We start from the raw sequence: 21,402 nt of genomic DNA on the forward strand, positions 1-21,402 counted from the left end.
GAACAACAAAGTGCGCTCAATCACTCCCTATGAAAGGAAAAACTATGGAAACGCTCAAAGTGACTGCTGCAGGTTTCACATTCTCCGGACGTTTTGAGAGCGAGCTTGCGCCCAAAACAGTGGCCGCCTTCCGCGCTCAGATGCCGTATGAGAGCCAGATCGTGCATGTGCGCTGGAGCGGTGAGGGTGTTTGGGTTCCGCTTGGTGACACCGATTTTGGTGTTGAGTATGAAAATCACACGAGCCATCCCGCGCCAGGACATATCATTCTTTACCCGGGCGGTATCAGCGAGACCGAGATCTTGCTTGCTTATGGTGGTGTGGATTTTTCCTCAAAGATGGGGCAGTTGGCCGGCAACCATTTCATCACGCTAACCGAAGGGTTGGAAAACTTGGCTGAAGTAGGCCGCCGGGTGCTTTGGAATGGAGCCCAGCCTATTCGCTTTGACTTGGACTGACGCTTTACTCGGCTTTGGTCGCAAGATGTGGACTGTGCTGGCGGACCACGCTGACACGCCTTTGAATGGTGTTAAAGTTGTGAGACTGTGCATGCATGGCCATCGAGAACACCACAGGCGAGACCGTACTCGCTCCGGACTCGCCTACACACGAACAGGCGCAGGAAGCATCCACTTCGGAGCCGGCTGGCGATAACAAGGTTTTGTCGTCGGCTGGTGGTCTTAACCTGTCGACCCTGACCTATAAATCGGTCTCAGAAATGATTTTTCATTCGCGTTTGCGCGGTGGCGAAGTGATTGTTGAACAGCGGCTGGCCGAGGCGTTGGGCGTTTCGCGCACGCCCCTGCGCGAAGCATTGCAAAGGCTTGAAGGAGAGGGCCTTGTCTGCAAGGTCGCCAACCGCTCGTATGTGGTCCGCAAAGTTGGCTTGCAGGAATATCTTGAGAGCCTGAAGGTTCGAGAGATTCTGGAACCAGAGGCGGCGGCGATGGCGATCGGCCGTATCGCGTCGTCCACATTTCGCACCGTGCGCGCTGAACTTGAACAGCTCCAAGACGCCACGCTCTATCACACCGATTCTCATTGGATATCAGACGACAATCTGCATACGATGTTTGCCGATGCTTGTGCCAATACGGTTTTGGCCGAAACGATTCAGGCACTACGCACAACCACCCGTCTCTTCGAGAGCGACCGGTTGGCGGACCGTGTGATCCCAGACTCGCAAGAGCATCTTGAGATTCTCAAGGCGCTAGAAGCCGAGGATACTCGGGCTGCACGACGTGCCGTGCGAGCTCACATCCGTTCGCTGATGCGTTACGCCACTAAACTGCTTCGCTAGGATCGTTTCTGGTTACATTGAACAGCTTTGCGGGCGTTTCGCTGATCGCAGGAACCAGGATATCAGCAGGAACACCACAGGCTTCAAGCAGTAGAACCAAGCCACGCAAGCCTTCGACGGGTGGTGGAAGCAGAAACACACCGCAATCGCTGGAAAGCACGAGCTTGCCCGGCCCAGCGGCCAATGCCAACGCTGCCATCTGTGGCGCGGTGACCCGCGGTATCGTGTGAGTTTCGCTATCGACATGTGTCAGGCCAGCCTCAGTTGCATGGCTGACAAAGAAAAAGGAGAGTTCCACCGTTGCGCCGGCGGCAACAAGGGCGCGCACATCGTTGGGCTCATACGCGTTAGCGGGCGCAAGAATCCGTTTGATGCCTGCAGCAACGGCAGCCTCAACCACGCGAATGGCCTCGTCAGCACGTAAATGCCCCGTGTTCAGAACAACATCAGCCTGCGCCACTAGGTCACAAATCTTGAGCAGGGGATCAGGCAATGGGCCATGTGCTGGAATGGCGAGGCAAGCCTCAATATGGGCTGGCGAGCGGCCTTCAGAACGCGCAACATACTGTGTATGATGTGTGGGCAACGATATGAAGCGTGCACCTTGTGAAGGCCCATAGCCGCTTCCTAGTGCCGTCTTTACCGCTTCTGGTGAGAGGCCACCGGCAGGTGGTTCCATGATCAGGCCGCCAAACACATCCAGTGGCATGTTTGGCCTTGCGCGACGTACCAGAGCCGCCAGAACGGCTGAGTTTGAGAAATTGTCCATCAGGCCAAGCCCGGCCATACCCGCTGCGTCAGCTTGATCGGCAGCCTGCAGAGCGTCCAAGCGGCGGTCGTTCAGGTGCGGACAGGCATGCACGTGGCCATCAACCGCGCCGCGCAGAAAGTCGCCTTGGGTGTCCAGGCTCGTCACGAGAACATCTCTGCTGGCATCAGTGGCGCAGAATTTTTGCGGTGAAATCACGAAGGCGATCTGTCTTGGGAGCGTCAAAAACTTGGCTCGCCGGACCAGCCTCCACCACGCTTCCCTGATCCATGAACACCACACGGCTCGCCACTTCGCGGACGAATGCCATTTCGTGGCTGACGATGAGCATTGTCATGCCTTCGTCGGCCAGAAGCCGAATGGTGTCCAGCACCTCTGTTACAAGCTCTGGGTCTAGCGCTGATGTTACCTCATCAAGCAATAAGATATCAGGCTTGAGTGCAAGGGCACGGGCAATGGCAACACGCTGTTGCTGACCGCCGGACAATTCATCAGGATAGGCGCCCAGCTTGTTACCTAGTCCAACTTTGTCCAAAAGCTCGGCAGCGAGCGCCTCAACATCCTTGCGAGCTCGCTTCTTCACGATGTCAGGCGCTATGGTTACATTACGCAGCGCTGTCATGTTCTGAAACAGATTGTATTGCTGGAAGACGATGGCAAATCTGTCGCGAGCCTGCCGAAGCGAGTCACGGTCTCCATAGTCGATGGAGTGTCCATCAATTTCCACACCGCCGGTGTGTGGCCGCAGGAGCCCCACCAACGTGCGCAGCAGTGTGGACTTGCCTGAGCCCGAGGGGCCGATCAGAGCGGCGATTTCGCCTTTCTCGATCGAAAGATGCACATTCTTCAACACATCCAGCTTGGTATAGCCTGCTGAGATGCCATCAACTGTGAGGTAGGCCATTGTCTTCCTTACTCGCGTTTGGCGATGGTTTTACGCCGTCTGCAGTTTGCCTGCGTGGATGCATTGCCGTTACGCTCGTCTACGCTTCCTCATTGACTTAGCGCTTGAAGTCGCATCGGAGAATTGCCGCTTTGCGCTTGCGCGTTGAGTCAAAACCTGCGTACTTTGCCTTGAAGAATTGTGCAACTATTGTATGCAATTTGTATCATATGTACCAAGAGGAACTTGCTATGACTGACGCCAAGACCCCAGGCAAATCGACGACACTGACGCGCCGTGCCACGTTTGGCCTCGCTGCCGCGGCGGCCGCTGTTCCAGTTGTTGCTGCTACGTCCGTGGCCCCTGCATCGGCTCGACCGTTGGAAGATGTGCTCTCTAGTGAGACTCTTCGGGTTGGCATCAATCCTACCTTGGTACCGTTCGGTGTGTTCAACGATCGCAACCAGATCGATGGCTTTGACTATGATATTGCGGTGGAGCTTGCGCGGTTGATGAACGTCGAGCTTGAGGTGGTTCAGGTCGGCAGTCCCGACCGTATTCCGTTCCTCCAGGCTGATCGCATTGACATCGTGCTTGGAGCGATCACTCGCACGGTGGCTCGGGCTCTGGTGATCGACTACACAATCCCGCTGCATACTCAGACCGTCGCTGTACTGACGAAAGAAGAGACAGCTGTGCCGATTAGCGGGCTGAGTGATCTGAACAATCCTGATGTGCGTCTTGTACAGGTACGAGGCACTATCGGTGTTCCATGGATTGAGGCGAACGCGCCCGAAGCCCAGCTAACGCTGCTTGATAACTATCCCGACACGTTCCGCGCTATGCAGCAAGGTCGCGCTGACGCAATGGTTGATGTGATCGAGTCCGTTGTCATTCCGATGCAAGATGTTGCGGGCGTTGAATGGAAAATCCTTGATGAAACGATCAGCAACACTTGGGTCGGCGTTGGCGTTCAAAAGGGCAACCATACACTGCGCGACTTCTTGAACATTGCCCTGTTCGAGATGCACCAAAATGGTTTTGTCGACGCGACATGGGAAAAATGGTTCGGCGTGCCGATGCAAACCCCGGTGCCCTTGAACCCGATTTTCTAGACCGACAAAGGTCCCGAGGGTTCTATTGCTCTAGCTGAACTATCCATCTGATACGAAGACTGGCGTCGATGCCAGTCTTCGCTGGAGTCACGCATGCAGCTGCAATATGGACAGATCGTCCAGTACATTCCCGATCTTCTTGCAGGGGCGGTCATCGCGCTTGAAATCGCGGTCATTGCCTTCATTTTGGGTGCATTGCTGGGATTGTTTGGTGCGGCGATTCTAACGTACGGCAACAAACCTTCGCGGGTTTTGGTACGGATGTATGTCAGCTTCTTCACCAACACGCCGCAGCTGGTGCAAATCTTCTTCTTGTTCTTTGCGCTGCCCGAGTTCGGTATCCTCTTGAGCCCTTATCAAGCGGTTCTTCTTGGCATGACGATCAATGCCAGCGCGTACTTGACGGAGATTCAGCGCGCAGGTTTCCAATCGATTCAAAAAGCTGAAGTTGAGGCGGCGGAGACGCTTGGCTTTTCTCGCTTTCAACTGGTTTGGCACGTGATCGCACCACACATCATGCGGGCGCTTTATCCGGCGCTTTCCAATCACTACATCCTCATGACGCTTGGCACATCTATGGCTGCGATTTTTGGCGTGGAAGAGGTTACCGGCAGGGCGCTCAATGCCAATGCGATCAGCTTCCGCTCCTTTGAAATCTTCTCCGTTACGGCGCTGATCTATATCGGACTAACCATCATTGCTTCGGCCTTACTGTATGCCGTGGGGCGTTGGTTCTTCCGCGTCAAAGTGAAGGCATTCTAGGATGGGCGCGCTTGAACAGCTAGCGGAAGAAGCACCGCGCTTCTTCACCTATTGGAACATGATCTTTCTGGCTGAAGCGGCAATGAACACGCTGCTGGTGTCGTTCTTTGGCTGTGTGATCGGCTATGCAATTGGCTTCATCGTTTCGACGTTCCGCGTTTTGCGGGTCAATCCAATCCCACCGCTTCGTGGCGTGTTCATTCTCTATACTGAGATGGTGCGCCGTATACCGTTTTTGGTGCTGCTGCTGTGCGTGTTTTTTGCCTTCCAGCTCTCTGGCACAGAGACTTCACTGTTTGTCATCGCGACAACGGCTGTTGCGCTGCGCATGTCGGCTTTGGCCGCTGAGAATATTCGCGCGGGCTACGAGGCCATCAACCCAATGCAATGGGAGGCGGCCATTGCCATGAACATGACACCCCTCTCAACGCTCGTAAGGGTCATCCTGCCACAAGCATGGCGTGTCATACTTCCTCCCTCGACCATTCATACCGTCAGCATGATCAAGGAAACGTCATTGATCTCGCAAATCGGGTTTCTGGAACTCACCTTCGCCGCACGCATGCTGAACCAACGCGGGTTTTCGGCGCTCATATGTTTCGGCACGATATTGGTGCTCTACTTCGTTATCTCTTGGTCGTTCGCTCGGGTCGGACGCTATGCTGAAAAACGGCTTGTGCATGAAGCCCGTAAGCCCCGTAACGCAGCGAAGGTTCAAAGCGTCTTAAAGCAACAGGGCGGCGTGCTGTGACAGGCCAACGGAAGAGCAGAGATCAGCGATCACGTATCACCATCACGGTTGATGGTGCGCCCTTAAGTGTCCCACGCGGCGAACCGCTGGCGACCGCTCTCTTGTGCGCGGGATATCTTTGTCTGCGTCACAGCCCCAACGCCGGAGCGCCACGTGGAGCGCTCTGTTTCATGGGCGTCTGCCAGGAATGCAGTATCCAAGTTGACGGACGTCTGGTGCAAACCTGCCTGACCCCGACGCAAGAGGGCATGGCAGTGCGGCTGAAGGGAGCACCTTAATGGCGTCTACCGAGACTGACCTTATTGTCATCGGGGCCGGACCAGCAGGTGCCAGCGCGGCGATGGTTGCCGATTCCAATGGTGTCGATGTTCACCTGGTGGACGAGGCAACGCAGGCTGGTGGGCAAGTGTGGCGCGCGCCAATTGGCGACCTTGAGAAAAGCGATACACCCGAAACCCGCGAAGGGTCATCGCTCCGCACGCGATTGGCCACCAGCGGTGTCAAAACCCTCTCGGGTGAGAGAGTCTGGTCCGTCCTGATTAACACCGATGGCCTGTTCCAAGTTGATAGTCTTGGACCTGATGGACCCACGACGTTGATCGCGCCACGCCTCGTTGCTGCAACAGGCGCTTACGAACGGATTGTACCTTTCCATGGTTGGACGACGCCAGGTGTAATGGGTCTGGCGGCAGCAACCATTCTTTTGAAATCTCACGCGGTTGTACCTGGAAAGCGCCCGGTGATCGCTGGCGCAGGGCCACTTCTCCTATCTGTGGCCGCTGGCATATTGGATGCTGGTGTAAAACCTCTGGCCGTCATTGACTTAGACAGCCGAGCGGATTGGCTCACCCGGTTGCCCTCCCTTGCCACTCAGCCAAAGCTGGTCGCACGCGGTGCAGGTTGGGCAGCGCGTGTGCGCAGGGCAGGGGTGCCGATACTTCATCGCCACAGCGTCCGGTCAGTCGACGGACACAATCAGGTTGAGCTGGTAACCGTGTCGCCAGTGGATGCGTCTGGTGCCTTTACTGACGGGCAGGACAGACAGTTCAACGCGGATGCCCTGCTGGTCGGTCATGGACTGACACCAGGTGCCGATATTCCGCGCCTTCTTAGCGCTAAAATGCAGCACAGTGTAGTTCGCGGCGGGTATGTGCCTGACACAGATGCGCATGGGCAAACCAGCGTTGATGGCCTTTTTGCTGTTGGCGACGGTGCAGGTATTCGCGGTGCGGATGCCGCAGTTACCAGGGGGCAGATTTGTGGTCTAGCGGTGGCAAAGGAAAGTGGCCATCTGAGCGACGTGGAATTCGGGCGCAAGGTGAAGCCGCTGCTGAAAGCGTGCAAGAAACAGAGCCATTTTTCAGACGCCATCGCCGAGACTCTAGCCTTACGATCGGGACAGGTTACGAGTGTTCCGAAAAGTGCTGTGGTTTGCCGTTGTGAGGACGTGACCCGTGCGGAGATTGAAGCGGCTGGGTCAGCAGGTGCAAGTGACGTTAATCAGCTAAAGCATTTCACCCGCAGTGGCATGGGGCCATGCCAAGGGCGCTTATGTGGCGAGATCGCCGCGACCATCCTATCGCAGCATTTGGGTGTTGCGCGCCAAACTGTCGGTACGCTCACCGCACGTCCGCCTCTTCGCCCCGTCGCTATGGGCGACCTCACAGGCACCTTCTCCTACGATGATATACCCATCCCGGAGCCTGCACCTTTATGAGCCATGTCCATGATCTTGCTGTGATTGGCGGCGGCCTGCATGGCTCCACCGTTGCGCTGTTCGCTGCCCGTGGCGGCATGGATGTGGCACTTCTTGAGCGAGGAGCGCTGTGCCGGGAGGCCTCAGGCGTCAATGCTGGCACGTTGACAATGCAAATGACGCGGGTGGCGCTGATACCCTATGCGCTGAAGGGTCACCACATGTGGGCGACTGCGCGCGATTGGCTTGGCCATGATGTGGGCGTGCACGTTTGTGACGGGCTATCGTTGGCCTTCACCGAAGCTGAAGAAGCCTTGCTTTCGCAGCGGGCCGCACTGCGGCAGGAAGCCGGCGCGCCCATCGACCTCGTTAGTGCGAAGAAAGCCAAGAAAGTGGAACCAGGCTTGGGCGATGGTATCAAGTTGGCCGGGCACTGCGAAGTTGACGGCTACGCCAATGCTTACTTGACCGGGCTCGCCTATCGACAGGCTTTACTGGATGCGGGGGTGAAGATTCACGAAAACCGCCCCGTTACAAGTGTCGCGCGCGAAACTGGTGACTTCACCGTGCACACAGGCGATGACACGCTTAGAGCCCGTAGGATTGTGCTTGCTGGTGGCGTTTGGCTTGAAGCGATGCTTGGCTGGCTTGGCATCAAGCTACCGATCAAAACCCTGATCAATCAACTCGCGGTTACAGAACGGCTCGAGCCTGTCATGCGCACCGTCGTAGGTATCGCCAGCGGACTTTTGTCCCTCAAACAGTTCCCGCACGGGACAGCGGTGATAGGTGGCGGTTGGCAGGCCCTTGGTGACCGCGAGACTGGCAATGCTACGCTGGTTCCTGATCGGATAGTCGGCAATGCACGCCTTGCCATCCATGCCATCCCCGCCCTGGCCAAGGCGAGGTTGGTCCGCGCCTGGACAGGCTTTGAGGCTGAAACCGCCGACGCCATGCCGATTGTTGGATCGGTACCGGGGGTGGGGGGTGCGTTTGTCTGCGGCTCGATCCACTCAGGCTACACAAGCGGGCCTTATATCGCCAAGCTTCTGGCCGATCAGCTTTTAGGGCGTGAACCAGCCATGCCTTTGTTCCCATTGGATCGGTTGTTGCCACCTCACAACCAAACAATCGGAAATGCTGCATGAGCCAAACCCTGCACGCACGGCTTGGCGGCATTCATGCTGCCACCATTGTTCCCATGAAGCCTGATTTCACGATCGATGAAGCAGCCCTCGTGGCCCACCTGATATGGATAACGAACACACCGGGCATTAAGGGGGTGCTGATCAACGGTCATGCCGGCGAGAACTATGTACTGAGCCGGGACGAGAAGCGGCGTGTTGTAGAGCTCACGCGCCAGAGTGTTCCAACTGAATGTCTGATTTGCTGTGGGATCAACAATGAGTCCAGCCTAGAAGCAGCTAAGGAAGCCGCAGATGCGCAGGCTGCAGGAGCTGATGCCCTTCTGATTTTTCCACCAAACAGTTTTGCCCTTGCGCAGGATCCGCGTTGCGCCCGTCTTCATCAAGATCATATCCGCGATGCCTGCTCGCTACCTCTGCTCGTTTATGGTGCGGCGTTGAGTGCCGGGGCTATGTCTTACCGGTCGGAGACACTGCAACAACTGACGGACGATGATCGTGTGGTTGGTATCAAAGATGGCAGCTGGGAAGTTGCGGCGTATGAGGCCAATTGGAGGTTGTTCGAAAAGCAGCGCGACACGTTCGCCGTGCTTGGGTCAGGTGATGAGCATCTGCTAACCACATATGTGATCGGCACCCATGGAAGTCAGGTAAGCCTTGCAGCACTCGCTCCAGCTTTGATTGTGGCTTTGTATGAAGCTGCGCAGGCTGAAGATTGGGAAACAGCACGGCGGCTGCATGATCAGGTCTATCCACTGGCCCGCGCCATCTATCGCGAAGCGCCAAGCGGACGGGCCACAGCACGTATTAAAGGTGCATTGCACCGTCTCGGCCATTTGGCCAGCAACGCTGTCCGACCACCGCAACCCGATCTGAATGAGCATGAACATCTCATTATCGAGGAAGCCTTGCAGGCGGCAGGCCTCCTTACGTGATCAACACAAACCTCTAAGGACAACACATGGCCGATTATGATCTCGCCATACGCGGCGGCACCGTGGTGACCGCAGGGGACAGCGTGCGCGCCGATATTGGCATCCGCGATGGCCGTATCGTTGCCCTTGGTGACGCGATTACGGGAGCAACGCGTGAGGTGGACGCCACCGATTTGCTGGTGATGCCCGGCGGTATCGATAGTCATGTCCATATCGAGCAACCTTCCGGCCCTGGCATCGTTATGGCTGACGATTTTGAATCAGCAACCCGCGCAGCACTTGCGGGTGGCAACACCTTCGTTATGCCTTTCGCGCTTCAGGAGCGGGGCAAAAGCCTCCGCGCAGCTGTCGAAGACTATAAGGCGAGCGCCGAAGGCCGTTGCCATATCGATACCGCGTTCCACCTCATCATTTCCGATCCAACGCCGCAGGTGCTTGGTCAGGAACTGCCGGCTTTGGTGAAGGACGGCTACACCTCGTTTAAAGTCTTTATGACCTATGATGATTTGGTCCTCAGTGATCGCGAGCTGCTTGAAGTGTTCGATGTTGCCCGTCGTGAACGCGCTTTGGTCATGGTCCATTGTGAAGGCTATGATGCGATACGCTTCATGACCGAACGATTGGAGAAGGCGGGTCAGACCGAACCTTACTATCACGGAGCGTCCAGACCGCAGGTCGTCGAGCGCGAAGCGGCGCATCGTGCCATCAGCCATGCCCAGCTTGTCGACGTGCCGATTATGATTGTCCACGTGTCGGGCCGGGAGGCGATGGAGCAGGTGAAATGGGCTCAGGATCGCGGCTTCAAAGTCTATGGTGAAACCTGCACCCAATACATCACGCTGACTGAAGACGATATGAAGGGCCTCAACATGGATATGAGTGGCTCAAAATATGTTTGCTCACCGCCCCCGCGCGATGAAGCAAGCCAAGATGCTATCTGGGAAGGCATCCAGCAGGGCGTGTTCCAGACCTTTTCCTCCGACCATTGCCCGTTTCGCTATGAGGGCAGTGATGGCAAGCAAAACCCGAAGGCCAAGACATCCTTCCGCTGGGTGCCCAATGGCATTCCCGGCGTCGAGACGCGGTTGCCCGTGTTCTTTTCTGAAGGGGTTTCTAAAGGGCGCATCACGGCTGAACAATTTGTTGCGCTGACCAGCACCAACCATGCGCGCATGTACGGACTTTATCCGCGAAAAGGCTCCATCGGTGTTGGCTTTGACGCTGACATCACGCTTTGGGACCCAACCTGCAAGAGAACCATTCACCAGTCCGACATGCAGCATGGCGCCGACTACACGCCTTGGGAAGGGTTTGAGGTAACGGGCTGGCCGGTGATGGTGATCGCCAACGGTAAGATCGCGATGGACGACGGCAAAATTCTGACGGAGCCGGGGCAGGGACAAGTGGTCGAACGCGATATTTCGCCTTTTGCTGCAGCGCCATAGCCTCCTTGGGAACAGCAGCTAAGTCTATCGAAGAGATTGCCTTGGTTTGCGCCAACACCGAGTTGCTCAGCGGTTGATCTGTCGACAGCCGCTTGGTCATCCCAAATAACCTCCTGCCAGAGGATGTTACCTAACAGGTGGGCCAAGCCACGCTTGTTATCCCTCTGATCGTGCTGCAAAAGACAAGCCGGTGTATTGGACGGGCGAACGCTCGGCATGGGAGGGTGCATGGCTAAAGTCTGGTTCATGGGAGAGGCGCTGATTGATTTTGTGCCGACCGATAGTCCTGCTGGCGATGCATTTGCGCCACGCGCAGGCGGATCGCCTTTTAACGCTGCCAAAGCCGCTGCGCAGGCTGGGGCCAATGCTGGGTTTTTGGGCGCGATATCGACCGACCTGTTCGGCGAGCTGCTGATTGATGATCTGCAAGCTTATGGAGTCGATACCAGCCTAACACCGCGTACCGATGATCCGTGCACGCTTGCCTTTGTCGCGCTGAGCGAAGGCGCGGCGCGCTATGCGTTTTTCAACGCATTGTCGGCGACAGCGCTGATGAAGCCGGACCCTGCGGCTTTTGATCCAGAGCCTGGTGATATCCTATCCTTTGGGTCGATATCGTTGATCGATCAACCAGGCGCCGACAACATTGCCGCCTTTGCCTTGGCGCATGCCGACACTACGATGATTGCGCTTGACCCCAATGCACGTCCAAGCATGACGCCAGATGTCCATGCATGGCGCACACGGATCAATGCCATCTCTGCAAAGGCCGGTGTTGTGCGCCTGAGCGACGAAGACTTAGAGATGTTGGCGCCTGGTCAATCACCGGCGGATTTTGCTGAGGAGAGACTGAGTGAGGCCACTGGATTGGTCGTTTTGACCCTTGGCGACAAAGGCGCACTTGGCTTCTGCCGCGATGGTGTTGTTGAGATCACGGGGCAGCCAGCAAAAGTGGTTGATAGCGTGGGTGCCGGTGACACGTTAATGGGCGGTATGATGGCGGAGTTGATGCTGCGCGATCTGACCTCTCGTGATGCGCTGGCTTCGCTGACGCGCGATTCACTTGGCGACATTCTGCGCTACGGCGTTACGGCTGCGGCGATAAACTGCGAGCGCTCCGGTTGCGCGCCGCCAAAGCGGGCTGAGGTCCTGCAGCGTCTCGAAACTCTGGTGTAGCGGCATGCCACGACTGACAAGGGCTGGCCATGTAACGCTTTCTGACACAGCGTCTTTGCGCGTGCGGGCTGCATGGCTCTATTTCAATCGTGGCTTGACCCAGAAAGAGATTGCTGAGGCCCTTGGCGTCAGCCGGTCCACTGTCGTGCGGATGCTGGATGAGGCGCGCAAGCGCGGCGAGGTGCAGATCTGGATCAATACCAGTCCAGGCGATTGCACAGCTTTGGCAGTGGAGTTGGAGGCGAAACTCGGTCTGGATGAGGCAATTGTCGTGCCCGGTGGTGGCACCGCCGAACAAACGGCGATCGATGTTGGAGCGGCCCTTGGCCAATGGCTTTCCGATGTCTTGAACGATGGTATGTCGGTGGGCGTCGGGTGGGGTCGCACGCTGAATGCCTCACTCGCCACCTTCAGGCCGCAGCGGCGCGACGGTATGCGGGTGATTTCATTGCAAGGCGGTCTGCTTGAAGCGAGCAGCGTCAACCCGATCGATTTTTCTTGGCGTATGGCTGGGCAGCTGGGCGCTGATTGCTTGCTCTATCTGGCGCCTTTGGTTGTCGACAGTCAGGATACCAAGCAGCGTTTGATCGAAAAATGCGGTCTTGAGCAGGTTGAAGAGGCTGCTGCTCATCTTGATTTGGCAATTTTGAGCTGCGGAGATATTGGCGTTGCGGGATCCTCACTTAGCCACCAGTTCCTGTCGCAGGACGAGTATGCCGGGCTTCTGGAGGCGGGCGCTATCTGCGACACGCTGTGCCAGTTTCTAGATGAAGATGGAAACACGGTTGATCACCCAATTCATGCCCGGGTGATGTCGGTTGATCTTGATACCATCGCACGCGCCAAGCACGGTGTTTTGGCTTCTGGTGGCACGCGCCGAGCTGCTGCCATTAAGGCGACGTTGGCGCGCACTGGATGCCAAACGCTGGTGACCGATGAGGCCGCTGCGAAAGCGATCCTTGCCTTAGATTCGTCTGGTCAGGCCTGAAGATAGGCGACCAGCTGTCGGTTAACCTTGGTCGCCGCTTCCACATGGGGCAAGTGGCCGGTGTTCGGCAAAAGCATCGCGCGGTCTCCCAAACTTGAGAGCCAGGCTTTGTCAGGCGAATTGATGGCGTCTTCCTCACCCCAAATGATCAGCGCATCATCGGGCGTTGCTGGTGGCATGAAGTTTAGTGCAGCTTCGGCGATCTGTGCCAGAGCCTCGCGTCGCCCCGGCTGGTCCAGATGTTTCAACACGTACTGCGCCATTTGCGGCATGATCAGCCGCTCGCGCACCACTAATTGCCGCAAAAGGGCAAGGGCATCTTCTTCGTCTTGAAGCTTTGGAAAGCCCCGTAAAAAGTCTGCGGCAACTTCTCCATCACCGAAACCTGCGGGGGCGATCAACGCAACCCTATCGATCTGACTTGGCTTCAAGGCGGCCATATGGGCGGCAACCGCACCGCCGAGCGAATGACCTATGAGCGCGATGGAGTTGCCGGTCTCTGGCAGCATTTTCGTTAGTGCATGCGCCATGTCGATGGGTGTTGTTGGCCCAGGTTCAGCCGTGCCGTGAGCGGGCAGTTCGGCTGCCCACACCGAGTGGGAGGCAAGAAGGGCAGGAGAGGTTGCGACCCATCCCAGCCGGTCGGAGCCGAAGCCGTGAATGAGGACAACCGCCGGGCCCTCACCGCCAATGTGATGCATCACTGGCGCCATAGGTTATGCGATCTCACCGAGCGTCACGCCGACCTCGACAATGTCGCCTTCCGGTATCGCGATGGTTTTCAACGTGCCATCGGCAGGCGCCTCGATTTCGATGGCCATTTTTGTGGTTGTGATGACGACGACAAGGTCGCCAGTTTTGACCGTGTCGCCTTCAGCGGCGACCCACTCGGTCACTTCAGCTTCGGTGATCTCGTTGCCAAGCTGCGGCACAAGGATGGGCGTTGTCATGGTCTGGTGTCCTTCAAAGTGCCTGGCGGGCGAGATCGAGATCATCCCAGGAACGCACGCCGCGTTTGTTGGTGCGTTTGGATGGGAAGAACTCTCCTGTCACCACATCAATGATATCGTGCGCCTGCGGGAAATAGGTGGTTTCCATATCAGCGCCCGGCACGATCCAGTTGGGACAGCCGAGCACGCGCGGCGGTGCTTTTAAGTCGGCAAAGCCGAAACGGGTCACGTTTGTTGAGATAGTCATCGCAAAGCTGCCGCGTTCAGATGCCTCTGACACGATGAGCAAGTGGCCTGTCTTTTTCACCGATGCGAGCAGAGCATCATAGTTGAATGGCACCAGTGAGCGCGCGTCGATGATTTCCGCTTCGATACCAACGTCCGCCAATTCATCTGCGGCTGTCAGTGCCGGATAGAGCGACGGACCAATGGTGAGCACGGTGACGTCATTGCCCTGGCGTTTGATATCCGGTTCGCCCAGCGGAACGCGATAGTAGCCTGCGGGAACGCCATCTTTCTGGAAAGTCTCGATTTGATCATAAAGCCGCTGGCTCTCGAAGAACACGACTGGATCGTTGGACGAGAGGGCAGAGGCCATGAGCCCTTTCGCGTCATAGGGGGTTGCGGGGTAAACGACTTTGAGACCGGGAATATGGGCGATGAGCGAGGTCCAGTCTTGCGAGTGCTGAGCGCCGTATTTGGAGCCAACCGATGCACGCAGCACAACTGGCATGGTGAGCAGCCCAGCGGACATAGACTGCCATTTGGCAAGCTGGTTGAAGATTTCATCACCAGCGCGACCGATGAAGTCACCATACATCAGCTCCACCAGGCTGCGTCCACCGGCGAGTGCGTGACCTATCGCGGTCGCAACGATGGCGGCTTCAGAGATCGGCGAATTGAAGAGGCGGTGATGGGGCAGAATGTCGCTTAGGCCTCGATAGACACCGAACGCGCCGCCCCATTCGCGGCACTCTTCGCCATAGGCGACAAGGCTCTCGTCGTTGGTCATGTGGTGGAGAATGGCTTCGGTCAGGCCATCACGCAGTGTGATGGTCTTGAGCCCCGATAACCGTTTGCCTTCGTCATCCAAGCCGAAGCGCTCCTTACGTCCCAGTTGGCGAAAAGCGCCAGCTTCTTCAATCGGTTTGGTGAGCGGTACGGGCGTGTTGGGCGCTGGAATTTCTGTGTCTGAAAACATCAGCTGGCCAATGCGGGTCGGCTCAGCTTCCACATCCACAGGCGGTGCGATGGCCGGATCCACAGCGGCACGCGTGACGGCCAATACCTGCTCCGCTACACCCTCGCGCATAGTCTCGACATCTGCATCTGAAAGGATGCCTGCCTCCGTCAAACTGCTGGCGAACTGTGTGATGGGGTCCTGCTCGGTCCACATCTTGATTTCATCGCGCGTTCGGTAGGCATTGGCGTCGGTGGTGGAGTGGCCAACCAGCCGATAGCATTCCACGTCAAGCAACGCAGGACCCTTGCGATCGATGAGTAATTGGCGTTTACGCGCCACGGCGTCAGCCACTGCCAGCGGGTTGGAACCATCGACCGTTTCAGCATGCATTTGTGCAGGGTTTACGCCTGCGCCGATGCGAGCCAATCGCTCCCAGCCCATGGTTTCGCCTTTGGTCTGGCCACCCATGGCGTAGAAGTTGTTGGTGAAGAAGAAGAGCACTGGCAGGCCACCCTTATAGGCCTCATCCCAAAGAGTGTCGTATTGCGACATGGCGGCGAAATTCATCGCCTCCCAAACGGGGCCGCAACCGGTGGAGCCATCACCAGCATTGGCCACGACGATACCATTGTCTTGTGCCAGTTTGCGACGCAGCGCTGCTCCGGTGGCGATGCCTGCGCTGGCACCGACAATTGCGTTGTTGGGGTAAGCGCCAAAGGGCGGGAAGAAGGCGTGCATAGAGCCGCCCATGCCGCCATTGAAGCCGTTTTCCCGCATGAAGATTTCTGCGAGCAAGCCAAACAAGAGCGCGTTTTCGCCAAGCGCTTTGTCGGTCCCGCCAACATGCTTGGCAACGGTGTCGCGTAGTTTCCCGCCCTCATAGGAATCTAGAATGGTTGCCAGCTCAGTATCGTTCAGTTCGTTGATGGCCCCCAAACCTTTGGCGATGAACTCTCCATGGCTGCGGTGGGAGCCAAGGATGTAGTCGTCTGCCTTGAGCGCCATGGCTGCGCCAACGGCAGCGCCTTCTTGGCCAATGGAGAGGTGCGCAGGGCCTTTGTAGAGGTAATCAATGCCTTGATACGCGCCGGTGCCTTTGAAGGAGGCTAGCATCGTCTCAAACTCGCGGATCACCATCATATGGCGCAATGCTTCCTTCAGCGCTGCATCACCGCGTGCGTTGCGCTCGTCTTCAACAGACTGTGCATAAGCGTGGACCGGGATAGGCATCAGCTCTAGAGCGCCAGACTGGCGGGTTTCCTGCGGATCAATGAGTATTTGCTTGGGCATGAAGCGAGGGCCTTATCCGGGCTTGTAAGCTACAAAGAACAGCTCATCCGCTAGCGCACGAATGGAACCTTTGTCAATTTCATTACGCAAATGTTCAGGTCCGGGTTCGCTACTCGTCCTCGGTGTCGCGGTTGCTCGCGCGCGTTCTGGCCAGCACGGCTTTCATCTCTGCAAAGCGTGTTTGGTCACTTTCATCGCGCGCAAGGCTGACTGCTGTTGAGAGGATATCGATCACCACCATGGCTGACAGGCGCGACACGGTGGGCGTATAGAGATCGGTGTTCTCAAGCGTTTCGACGAGCACGCCGATATCGCAATCCTCCAAGAGAGGGCTTTGCGTTCCAGTGATGCCAATGGTGGTTGCTCCGCGCTCGCGGGCGAGGCGCGTTGCCTGGCGCACCTGCTCGGTCTCACCGGTGTTGGAAATGGCCACGGCCACGTCACCAGGCTGCAACATCGCCGCTGTCATGATCATCTGGTGGCCGTCCAGCGGTGCGCCGCAGGGTACCCCGAACAGCGGAAACTTCTGTTGCGCGTCCAGGGCCACCACCCCGGATGCGCCATAGCCGAAGAACTCGATCCGATTGGCTTGGCGCAACGCGTCGACAGCTTGCTGAATGGTCTGCTGATCAAGCCTTGCGCGCACCCAATTGAGATTGGACAGGTTGAAATCGAAAACCTTACCAATCAGAGCGCTAAGATCGTCGGTTTTTGAAATGGCCGAATGAGATGTTGTGCGTGCAAAGGCCAGCGAGCGGGCGAGTTTCACCCGCAAATCGCGAAATCCTTCACAGCCTATGGCCAGCGCAAAGCGAATGACGGTTGGTTCGCTGACATCGGAGCGGCGGGCCAGTTCGGCCAGTGTGATGGACAGAACGCTTGAGGGGTCGGCCAGCAGTGTTTCGGCCACGCGTCGCTCAGACTTGCGCAAATTCGGTAGGCCGCGGGTGATCACCTCCAGAAGGTTGTCATCCACCTCAGTCGTGGCAAGCTCATGATGCGCGTCAGAGTTCAAGTTTAAGCCTCTCACCGATCACAGGCTTAACGATCTTGGGCTTCTGCGCGGTTTCAGCTTCATCGATGATCTTCTCATCCAACGTGTTGAACGCGAACATGCCAAAATGATGAGGAATCATCCAAGCAATATCCGTATCCTGGCAAAGGGACATTGCTTCTTCCAGCGTGAAGTTGCCGGGGATGCCTGCCGCCAGTCGCGTCGCATCGCGCCCATTGACCGGTAACAGGGCGATATCGGGAGCGAGCCGACGAACAGCTTCTGTCAAGCCATCGAAAGGTGTGCTGTCACCGGAATGGTAGATGGTCATTACATCGGTCTGGACGCCGTAGCCGAGAAACACCGCATTGCCCTCGCTGTCTCGCTCCAATGTTTCATGGGCTGCGGGCAGGACATGCACGGTGAGGCCGGGCAGGGGGGAGAATGTCTGGCTATCAGAAACTGTAATGAGATTGGCGCTGTCTCCGACACGGTCACGCGCCAAGTCCAGTTTCGCTTTCGGCACCATAAAGGGCAGGTCTGGAAATCGCTGTGCCAACGGTCCCAAGGTCTCAGGGTCCATATGGTCGGTGTGAGCGTGGGTGATGAGCACCAGGTCTGGCTTTGGTAGAGCTTCCGGTGAGACCGGCGGTGGCATCATGCGTTGGTGATCGTTGGCTTGCCCGGCATATTTCTTTGCCAAGCTGTCAGAGAGATAGGGGTCGATCAGCACACGGTGGTCGCCGGTGTCCAGCCAAAAGCCTGCCTGGCCAAGCCAAAAAAGGGCGCGTTCGCCGTGGGCCGGAAACCCTGGTTGGCCACTAATCCGCATGGCACCCGAGTGTGCGCATGAGATTGTCCACCGCGTGACGCGTTGAGCGGTCTACGGCGTTGGCGGTGAAGCCGCCAATGTGGCTGGTCAGGATCACTTTGGGATGCTCCAGCAACGGGCTCGGTGCAGGCGGTTCGGTTTCAAACACGTCGGTGGCGTAACAGGCGAGCCGGTCACTTTCCAATGTGGTGAGTAGTGCGGCTTCATCAACCAATCCTGCTCGGGCGGTGTTCACCAGCACGGTATGCGGTGCCAATGCATCAAAACGCGCGGGCGTCAGAAGCGGTGACCCATCGGCAGGCATGGGCGCGTGCAGGCTGATGGCTTCCACGTCGATCAGAGCGTCTTCAAGGTCAACGCGTTCCAGATCTGGATGCATAAGGCGATCACTGGGCGCGAATGGGTCATAGGCCTTCACATGGGCGCCGAGGTCCAAGCACATCTGGGCCAGCTCTGCGCCAATGGCGCCCAGACCGATAATGCTGACGGTCGTGCCTTTAACTTCACGGCCAATCTTGCGTGGCCATTCCCCGGTGCGCATGCCTTCATGGGTCCAAACAATGTGGCGAAACCCTGCAAAGATAAATGAGAGGGCTAGTTCAGCAACGCTGCGGGCATTTGCACCCGGGGTTCGGCAGACGGTGATGTCACGCGCTTCGAGTGCTTGCAGAGGTAGATTGTCGACGCCAGAGCCATTGCGGCTGATCACTTTTAGTCGGTCGGCAGCCCTGAGCACCCTTTCGCTGACGGGTTCGACACCGGCCAGCCAGCCAACACAGCCAGGCAAGGCCTCTATCAGTGCGTCCTCGTCTGGCATCCGACCAGGACTTGGCATCACCAGATCGAAGCCCGCCTCCTCAAGTGCAGTAAGAGCGGGATGACCTTCTCTGGAAAGCGATCGTGGGGTCACAAGGATGCTGGTCATCAGGCGCGTCCTGTCGCCTTGGCGGCTATGGCAGCGATCTCGTCAAAACCCGGTCCGGACGTCGGGATAGCAACATTGAACACTTCGGCGATTACCTGTGTCCATCCGTGGATGAAATAAGTCCAGCCATCTTCCACTTGCAGACTACGCTCTTGAGATTGTGCGTTTGCCTGGTCAAGAAACACCAAATCACCCCGGTAGTTCAGCTCCCAGACGATTCCTTTGTCTGGGAACTGGGCAGCATGGCTGAGTGGTGAACCGGGGGCATCTTTGCCCAGACCCGTCGCGTTGATGATGAGGCTTCCCGGCTTCATGGTGGCCAGAATGGCGTCGTTCTCGTCCGCCGTTGGCGCCAGCACATACTCAACGGGTATATCGCTGTCCAAAGCGTCGTGGATGCTGCGAATATGATCAAGACGCGGCTGCGAGCGGTTGGATACGACAATGCGCGAGGGTCGGTTTGTACCGCGAGACGCCTGCATCAGATGCCAGGTCAGCGCGATCGTTGATCCACCCGCGCCCATGCTGAAGACCTCTGCACCCGTGTTAGCAAAATGATTGTCCGGCAGAAAACCGTCTAGCGAAAGGCCAGAGGAAATCGGGTCCTTGGCATGGCAAATCAGCTTACCATCGCGTTTGGACAGGCAGCTGGTTTCCGCCATCATGGTCGCGAGCAGGTCGATCTCATCAAACTGATCGCGGCATGCCTCATAAAGGTCGAGCTTATGCGTGGTGACCAACGCGCCGAGTGAGAGCGGATCAGATTTCAGGAACGCCGCCATCTCGCGGTACCGCTCTGGTGTGTCATGCGGGATAAAATCAACGCCGCGCATGGCAACATCACCCAGCCCAAGATGTTCAGCCCACCGTGGAAACACCTTCATGATTGAGGATTTTCCGGTCGTGACGCCGATGAAATAGAAGGTCGGTTTGCTGGCCGATTCATAGGCCATCAAGCGCTCTCCCGAATCTCGGCGACGCGTGCGACCGCTTGCCGGGCGTTCTCAGTAACGTGTGACCAGTTCCCAGCGCTGATGTCAGCCTTGCTCGCGATCCATGTTCCGCCAACCGCGCGCACCTGCGGCATCGATAGCCAGTCGGAGAGATTGTCCAGTGTCACGCCGCCGGTGGGGTTGAAGCCGACGCCGGTGTGTGCGTAGGGCGCTGCGATGGCTTTCAGCATCTTTGGACCACCGGCTGGCATGGCTGGGAAGAATTTCACCATGGAGCAGTCAAGTTTCAGCGCCAGTTGCAAGTCGCTGGGGGTCATGATGCCCGGTGCGAACGGCATGTCTTTGGTCTTGGCGTGCTTCAAAACATCCGCGTCGATGCCCGGCGATAACGAGAACTTAGCCCCGGCCTTGACGGCTTCGTCCACCTGATCGGGCGACAAGACGGTGCCTGCGCCAACCAGCATGTCAGGGCGTTCGGCCGCGATTGTTGCGATTGTCTCAGCTGCTGCATCTGTGCGGAAGGTGATCTCAGCAACTGGTAAGCCGCCTTCCAAAAGGGCATCGGCCAAAGGCAACGCGTCTTTTGCGTCGTCAACTGCGATAACTGGGACAACGCCAATCGAGGCCAGTTGATCAAAAATGTGTGTGGTCATGTTGGGCCTCATAGGTTTTCAGGGCGTCAGGCTTGGGTGGCCAGAATGGCGTCGACTTCGGTCTGGGTGCGGGGGCGGTAGCCTGTGTTGGGCACGCTTGCCCAGCCATTTCCGTCGGCCATGATGCGTACCGCCATGCCGCCAGAGCGAGCGATCACCTCGTAGTCCTGTCCGGAATCAACGGGGTAGCAGAAACTCATCACCAGCGGTGTGTTGCCGGTGTTAACGGAACGGTGGATCCAGAGCGGTGGCACATAGACCATGGTTCTTGGATGGACCTCTAGGATGTTGGTTTGCCCATCAGGCGACTCCATCAACATCAGGCCACTGCCTGACTCGCCATAATAGGTTTCAGGCCGATTGGCTGTCGCATGGATGTGCCCACGCGTCATGAAGAACTCACTGCCGATGCGCCCTGGTTCCATGAAGGTGGTCCCGAAGATCAGATCGCCAGCACTCGCTTCAGGTCGCACGTCCTCCACGGTGTAAACGACGCGTTCTCCGTCTTCTTGTGCCGCGTGTTCGAAGGCATCGCTGTCAGCATAGAGACCCCTAAGATCAGAAAGCCGTTTCTGGTAGCGGCCGGTGTTCCCGGCTAGGGCACCCGTTTGTGGGTCAATAGAATGGGCTGACGGCGTGACCAGCATGCTGAACTCC

Annotated in this window: 23 protein-coding genes; 12 read left to right on the forward strand and 11 right to left on the reverse strand. The window is 57.4% G+C overall.

The annotated features are described in order from the left end of the window. Window positions 1-44: 44 nt before the first annotated feature. A complete protein-coding gene (locus ABWH92_RS06715) occupies window positions 45-458 on the forward strand; it encodes a DUF3830 family protein (RefSeq protein ID WP_375573289.1) in 414 nt (137 codons plus the stop codon). Between the two features lie 95 nt (window positions 459-553). Next, on the forward strand, window positions 554-1,300 hold the full coding sequence (locus ABWH92_RS06720) for a GntR family transcriptional regulator (RefSeq protein WP_375573291.1): 747 nt from the start codon (window positions 554-556) through the stop codon (window positions 1,298-1,300). On the opposite strand, the gene ABWH92_RS06725 is transcribed toward ABWH92_RS06720, so the two are convergent. Both ABWH92_RS06725 and ABWH92_RS06730 read right to left on the reverse strand, forming a co-directional pair. Further along, on the reverse strand, window positions 1,284-2,216 hold the full coding sequence (locus tag ABWH92_RS06725) for a DUF6282 family protein (RefSeq protein ID WP_375573293.1): 933 nt from the start codon (window positions 2,214-2,216) through the stop codon (window positions 1,284-1,286). The two genes, ABWH92_RS06720 and ABWH92_RS06725, sit on opposite strands and share 17 nt — an antisense overlap. Window positions 2,217-2,235: 19 nt before the next feature. Then, on the reverse strand, window positions 2,236-2,973 hold the full coding sequence (locus ABWH92_RS06730; protein ID WP_375573295.1) for an amino acid ABC transporter ATP-binding protein: 738 nt from the start codon (window positions 2,971-2,973) through the stop codon (window positions 2,236-2,238). A gap of 230 nt (window positions 2,974-3,203) precedes the next feature. On the opposite strand from ABWH92_RS06730, the gene ABWH92_RS06735 reads away from it, so the two are divergent. The 10 genes from ABWH92_RS06735 (at window position 3,204) to ABWH92_RS06780 (ending at window position 12,965) form a co-directional block, all read left to right on the forward strand. Beyond that, the gene (locus ABWH92_RS06735) at window positions 3,204-4,067 is read left to right on the forward strand and encodes a transporter substrate-binding domain-containing protein (RefSeq protein ID WP_375573297.1); all 864 of its coding nucleotides are present in this window, start codon (window positions 3,204-3,206) and stop codon (window positions 4,065-4,067) included. A gap of 93 nt (window positions 4,068-4,160) precedes the next feature. Continuing rightward, a complete protein-coding gene (locus tag ABWH92_RS06740; protein WP_375573299.1) occupies window positions 4,161-4,829 on the forward strand; it encodes an amino acid ABC transporter permease in 669 nt (222 codons plus the stop codon). Between the two features lies 1 nt (window position 4,830). Continuing rightward, window positions 4,831-5,580: an amino acid ABC transporter permease gene (locus ABWH92_RS06745; RefSeq protein WP_375573301.1), complete on the forward strand. Its 750-nt coding sequence runs from the start codon at window positions 4,831-4,833 to the stop codon at window positions 5,578-5,580. After that, on the forward strand, window positions 5,577-5,858 hold the full coding sequence (locus ABWH92_RS06750; RefSeq protein WP_375573303.1) for a (2Fe-2S)-binding protein: 282 nt from the start codon (window positions 5,577-5,579) through the stop codon (window positions 5,856-5,858). The genes ABWH92_RS06745 and ABWH92_RS06750 overlap by 4 nt, the downstream gene beginning before the upstream one ends. Further along, the gene (locus ABWH92_RS06755; RefSeq protein WP_375573305.1) at window positions 5,858-7,297 is read left to right on the forward strand and encodes an FAD-dependent oxidoreductase; all 1,440 of its coding nucleotides are present in this window, start codon (window positions 5,858-5,860) and stop codon (window positions 7,295-7,297) included. Before ABWH92_RS06750 ends, ABWH92_RS06755 begins: the two co-directional genes overlap by 1 nt. Then, complete coding sequence (locus ABWH92_RS06760) at window positions 7,294-8,424, forward strand: NAD(P)/FAD-dependent oxidoreductase (RefSeq protein ID WP_375573307.1); 1,131 nt, start codon at window positions 7,294-7,296, stop codon at window positions 8,422-8,424. Before ABWH92_RS06755 ends, ABWH92_RS06760 begins: the two co-directional genes overlap by 4 nt. Further along, a complete protein-coding gene (locus tag ABWH92_RS06765; protein ID WP_375573309.1) occupies window positions 8,421-9,356 on the forward strand; it encodes a dihydrodipicolinate synthase family protein in 936 nt (311 codons plus the stop codon). Before ABWH92_RS06760 ends, ABWH92_RS06765 begins: the two co-directional genes overlap by 4 nt. A 26-nt stretch (window positions 9,357-9,382) precedes the next feature. After that, complete coding sequence (gene hydA / locus ABWH92_RS06770) at window positions 9,383-10,801, forward strand: dihydropyrimidinase (RefSeq protein ID WP_375573310.1); 1,419 nt, start codon at window positions 9,383-9,385, stop codon at window positions 10,799-10,801. Between the two features lie 228 nt (window positions 10,802-11,029). Beyond that, window positions 11,030-11,977, forward strand: coding sequence for a carbohydrate kinase (locus ABWH92_RS06775; RefSeq protein ID WP_375573312.1), 948 nt, complete (start codon window positions 11,030-11,032; stop codon window positions 11,975-11,977). Window positions 11,978-11,981: 4 nt separating this feature from the next. Next, entirely contained in the window at window positions 11,982-12,965 is a 984-nt protein-coding gene (locus ABWH92_RS06780; RefSeq protein WP_375573313.1) for a sugar-binding transcriptional regulator, read from the forward strand. Here the strand turns inward: ABWH92_RS06780 and ABWH92_RS06785 are convergent. The 9 genes from ABWH92_RS06785 to ABWH92_RS06825 form a co-directional block, all read right to left on the reverse strand. Next, window positions 12,956-13,666 carry an alpha/beta fold hydrolase gene (locus ABWH92_RS06785; RefSeq protein ID WP_375573314.1) on the reverse strand — a complete coding sequence of 237 codons (711 nt, stop codon included), beginning with the start codon at window positions 13,664-13,666 and terminating at the stop codon, window positions 12,956-12,958. The genes ABWH92_RS06780 and ABWH92_RS06785 overlap by 10 nt on opposite strands. A gap of 15 nt (window positions 13,667-13,681) precedes the next feature. Beyond that, entirely contained in the window at window positions 13,682-13,915 is a 234-nt protein-coding gene (locus tag ABWH92_RS06790) for a biotin/lipoyl-containing protein (RefSeq protein WP_375573316.1), read from the reverse strand. 13 nt (window positions 13,916-13,928) lie between these two features. Continuing rightward, window positions 13,929-16,388: a thiamine pyrophosphate-dependent enzyme gene (locus ABWH92_RS06795; RefSeq protein WP_375573318.1), complete on the reverse strand. Its 2,460-nt coding sequence runs from the start codon at window positions 16,386-16,388 to the stop codon at window positions 13,929-13,931. Window positions 16,389-16,497: 109 nt separating this feature from the next. Beyond that, on the reverse strand, window positions 16,498-17,403 hold the full coding sequence (locus ABWH92_RS06800; protein ID WP_375573320.1) for a MurR/RpiR family transcriptional regulator: 906 nt from the start codon (window positions 17,401-17,403) through the stop codon (window positions 16,498-16,500). Next, window positions 17,393-18,214 carry an MBL fold metallo-hydrolase gene (locus ABWH92_RS06805; RefSeq protein ID WP_375573322.1) on the reverse strand — a complete coding sequence of 274 codons (822 nt, stop codon included), beginning with the start codon at window positions 18,212-18,214 and terminating at the stop codon, window positions 17,393-17,395. Before ABWH92_RS06805 ends, ABWH92_RS06800 begins: the two co-directional genes overlap by 11 nt. Beyond that, window positions 18,204-19,139 carry a phosphoglycerate dehydrogenase gene (locus ABWH92_RS06810; RefSeq protein ID WP_375573324.1) on the reverse strand — a complete coding sequence of 312 codons (936 nt, stop codon included), beginning with the start codon at window positions 19,137-19,139 and terminating at the stop codon, window positions 18,204-18,206. The genes ABWH92_RS06805 and ABWH92_RS06810 overlap by 11 nt, the downstream gene beginning before the upstream one ends. Continuing rightward, window positions 19,139-20,092 (reverse strand): shikimate dehydrogenase, encoded by a 954-nt coding sequence (locus ABWH92_RS06815; RefSeq protein ID WP_375573325.1) that lies wholly within the window; start codon window positions 20,090-20,092, stop codon window positions 19,139-19,141. The genes ABWH92_RS06810 and ABWH92_RS06815 overlap by 1 nt, the downstream gene beginning before the upstream one ends. Further along, window positions 20,092-20,745 (reverse strand): bifunctional 4-hydroxy-2-oxoglutarate aldolase/2-dehydro-3-deoxy-phosphogluconate aldolase, encoded by a 654-nt coding sequence (eda, locus tag ABWH92_RS06820; protein WP_375573327.1) that lies wholly within the window; start codon window positions 20,743-20,745, stop codon window positions 20,092-20,094. Before eda ends, ABWH92_RS06815 begins: the two co-directional genes overlap by 1 nt. Window positions 20,746-20,771: 26 nt before the next feature. After that, window positions 20,772-21,392 carry a glucose-6-phosphate isomerase gene (locus tag ABWH92_RS06825; protein ID WP_375573329.1) on the reverse strand — a complete coding sequence of 207 codons (621 nt, stop codon included), beginning with the start codon at window positions 21,390-21,392 and terminating at the stop codon, window positions 20,772-20,774. Window positions 21,393-21,402 lie beyond the last annotated feature (10 nt).

The organism is Ahrensia marina (genome assembly GCF_042140245.1).
GTDB lineage: Bacteria > Pseudomonadota > Alphaproteobacteria > Rhizobiales > MH13 > MH13.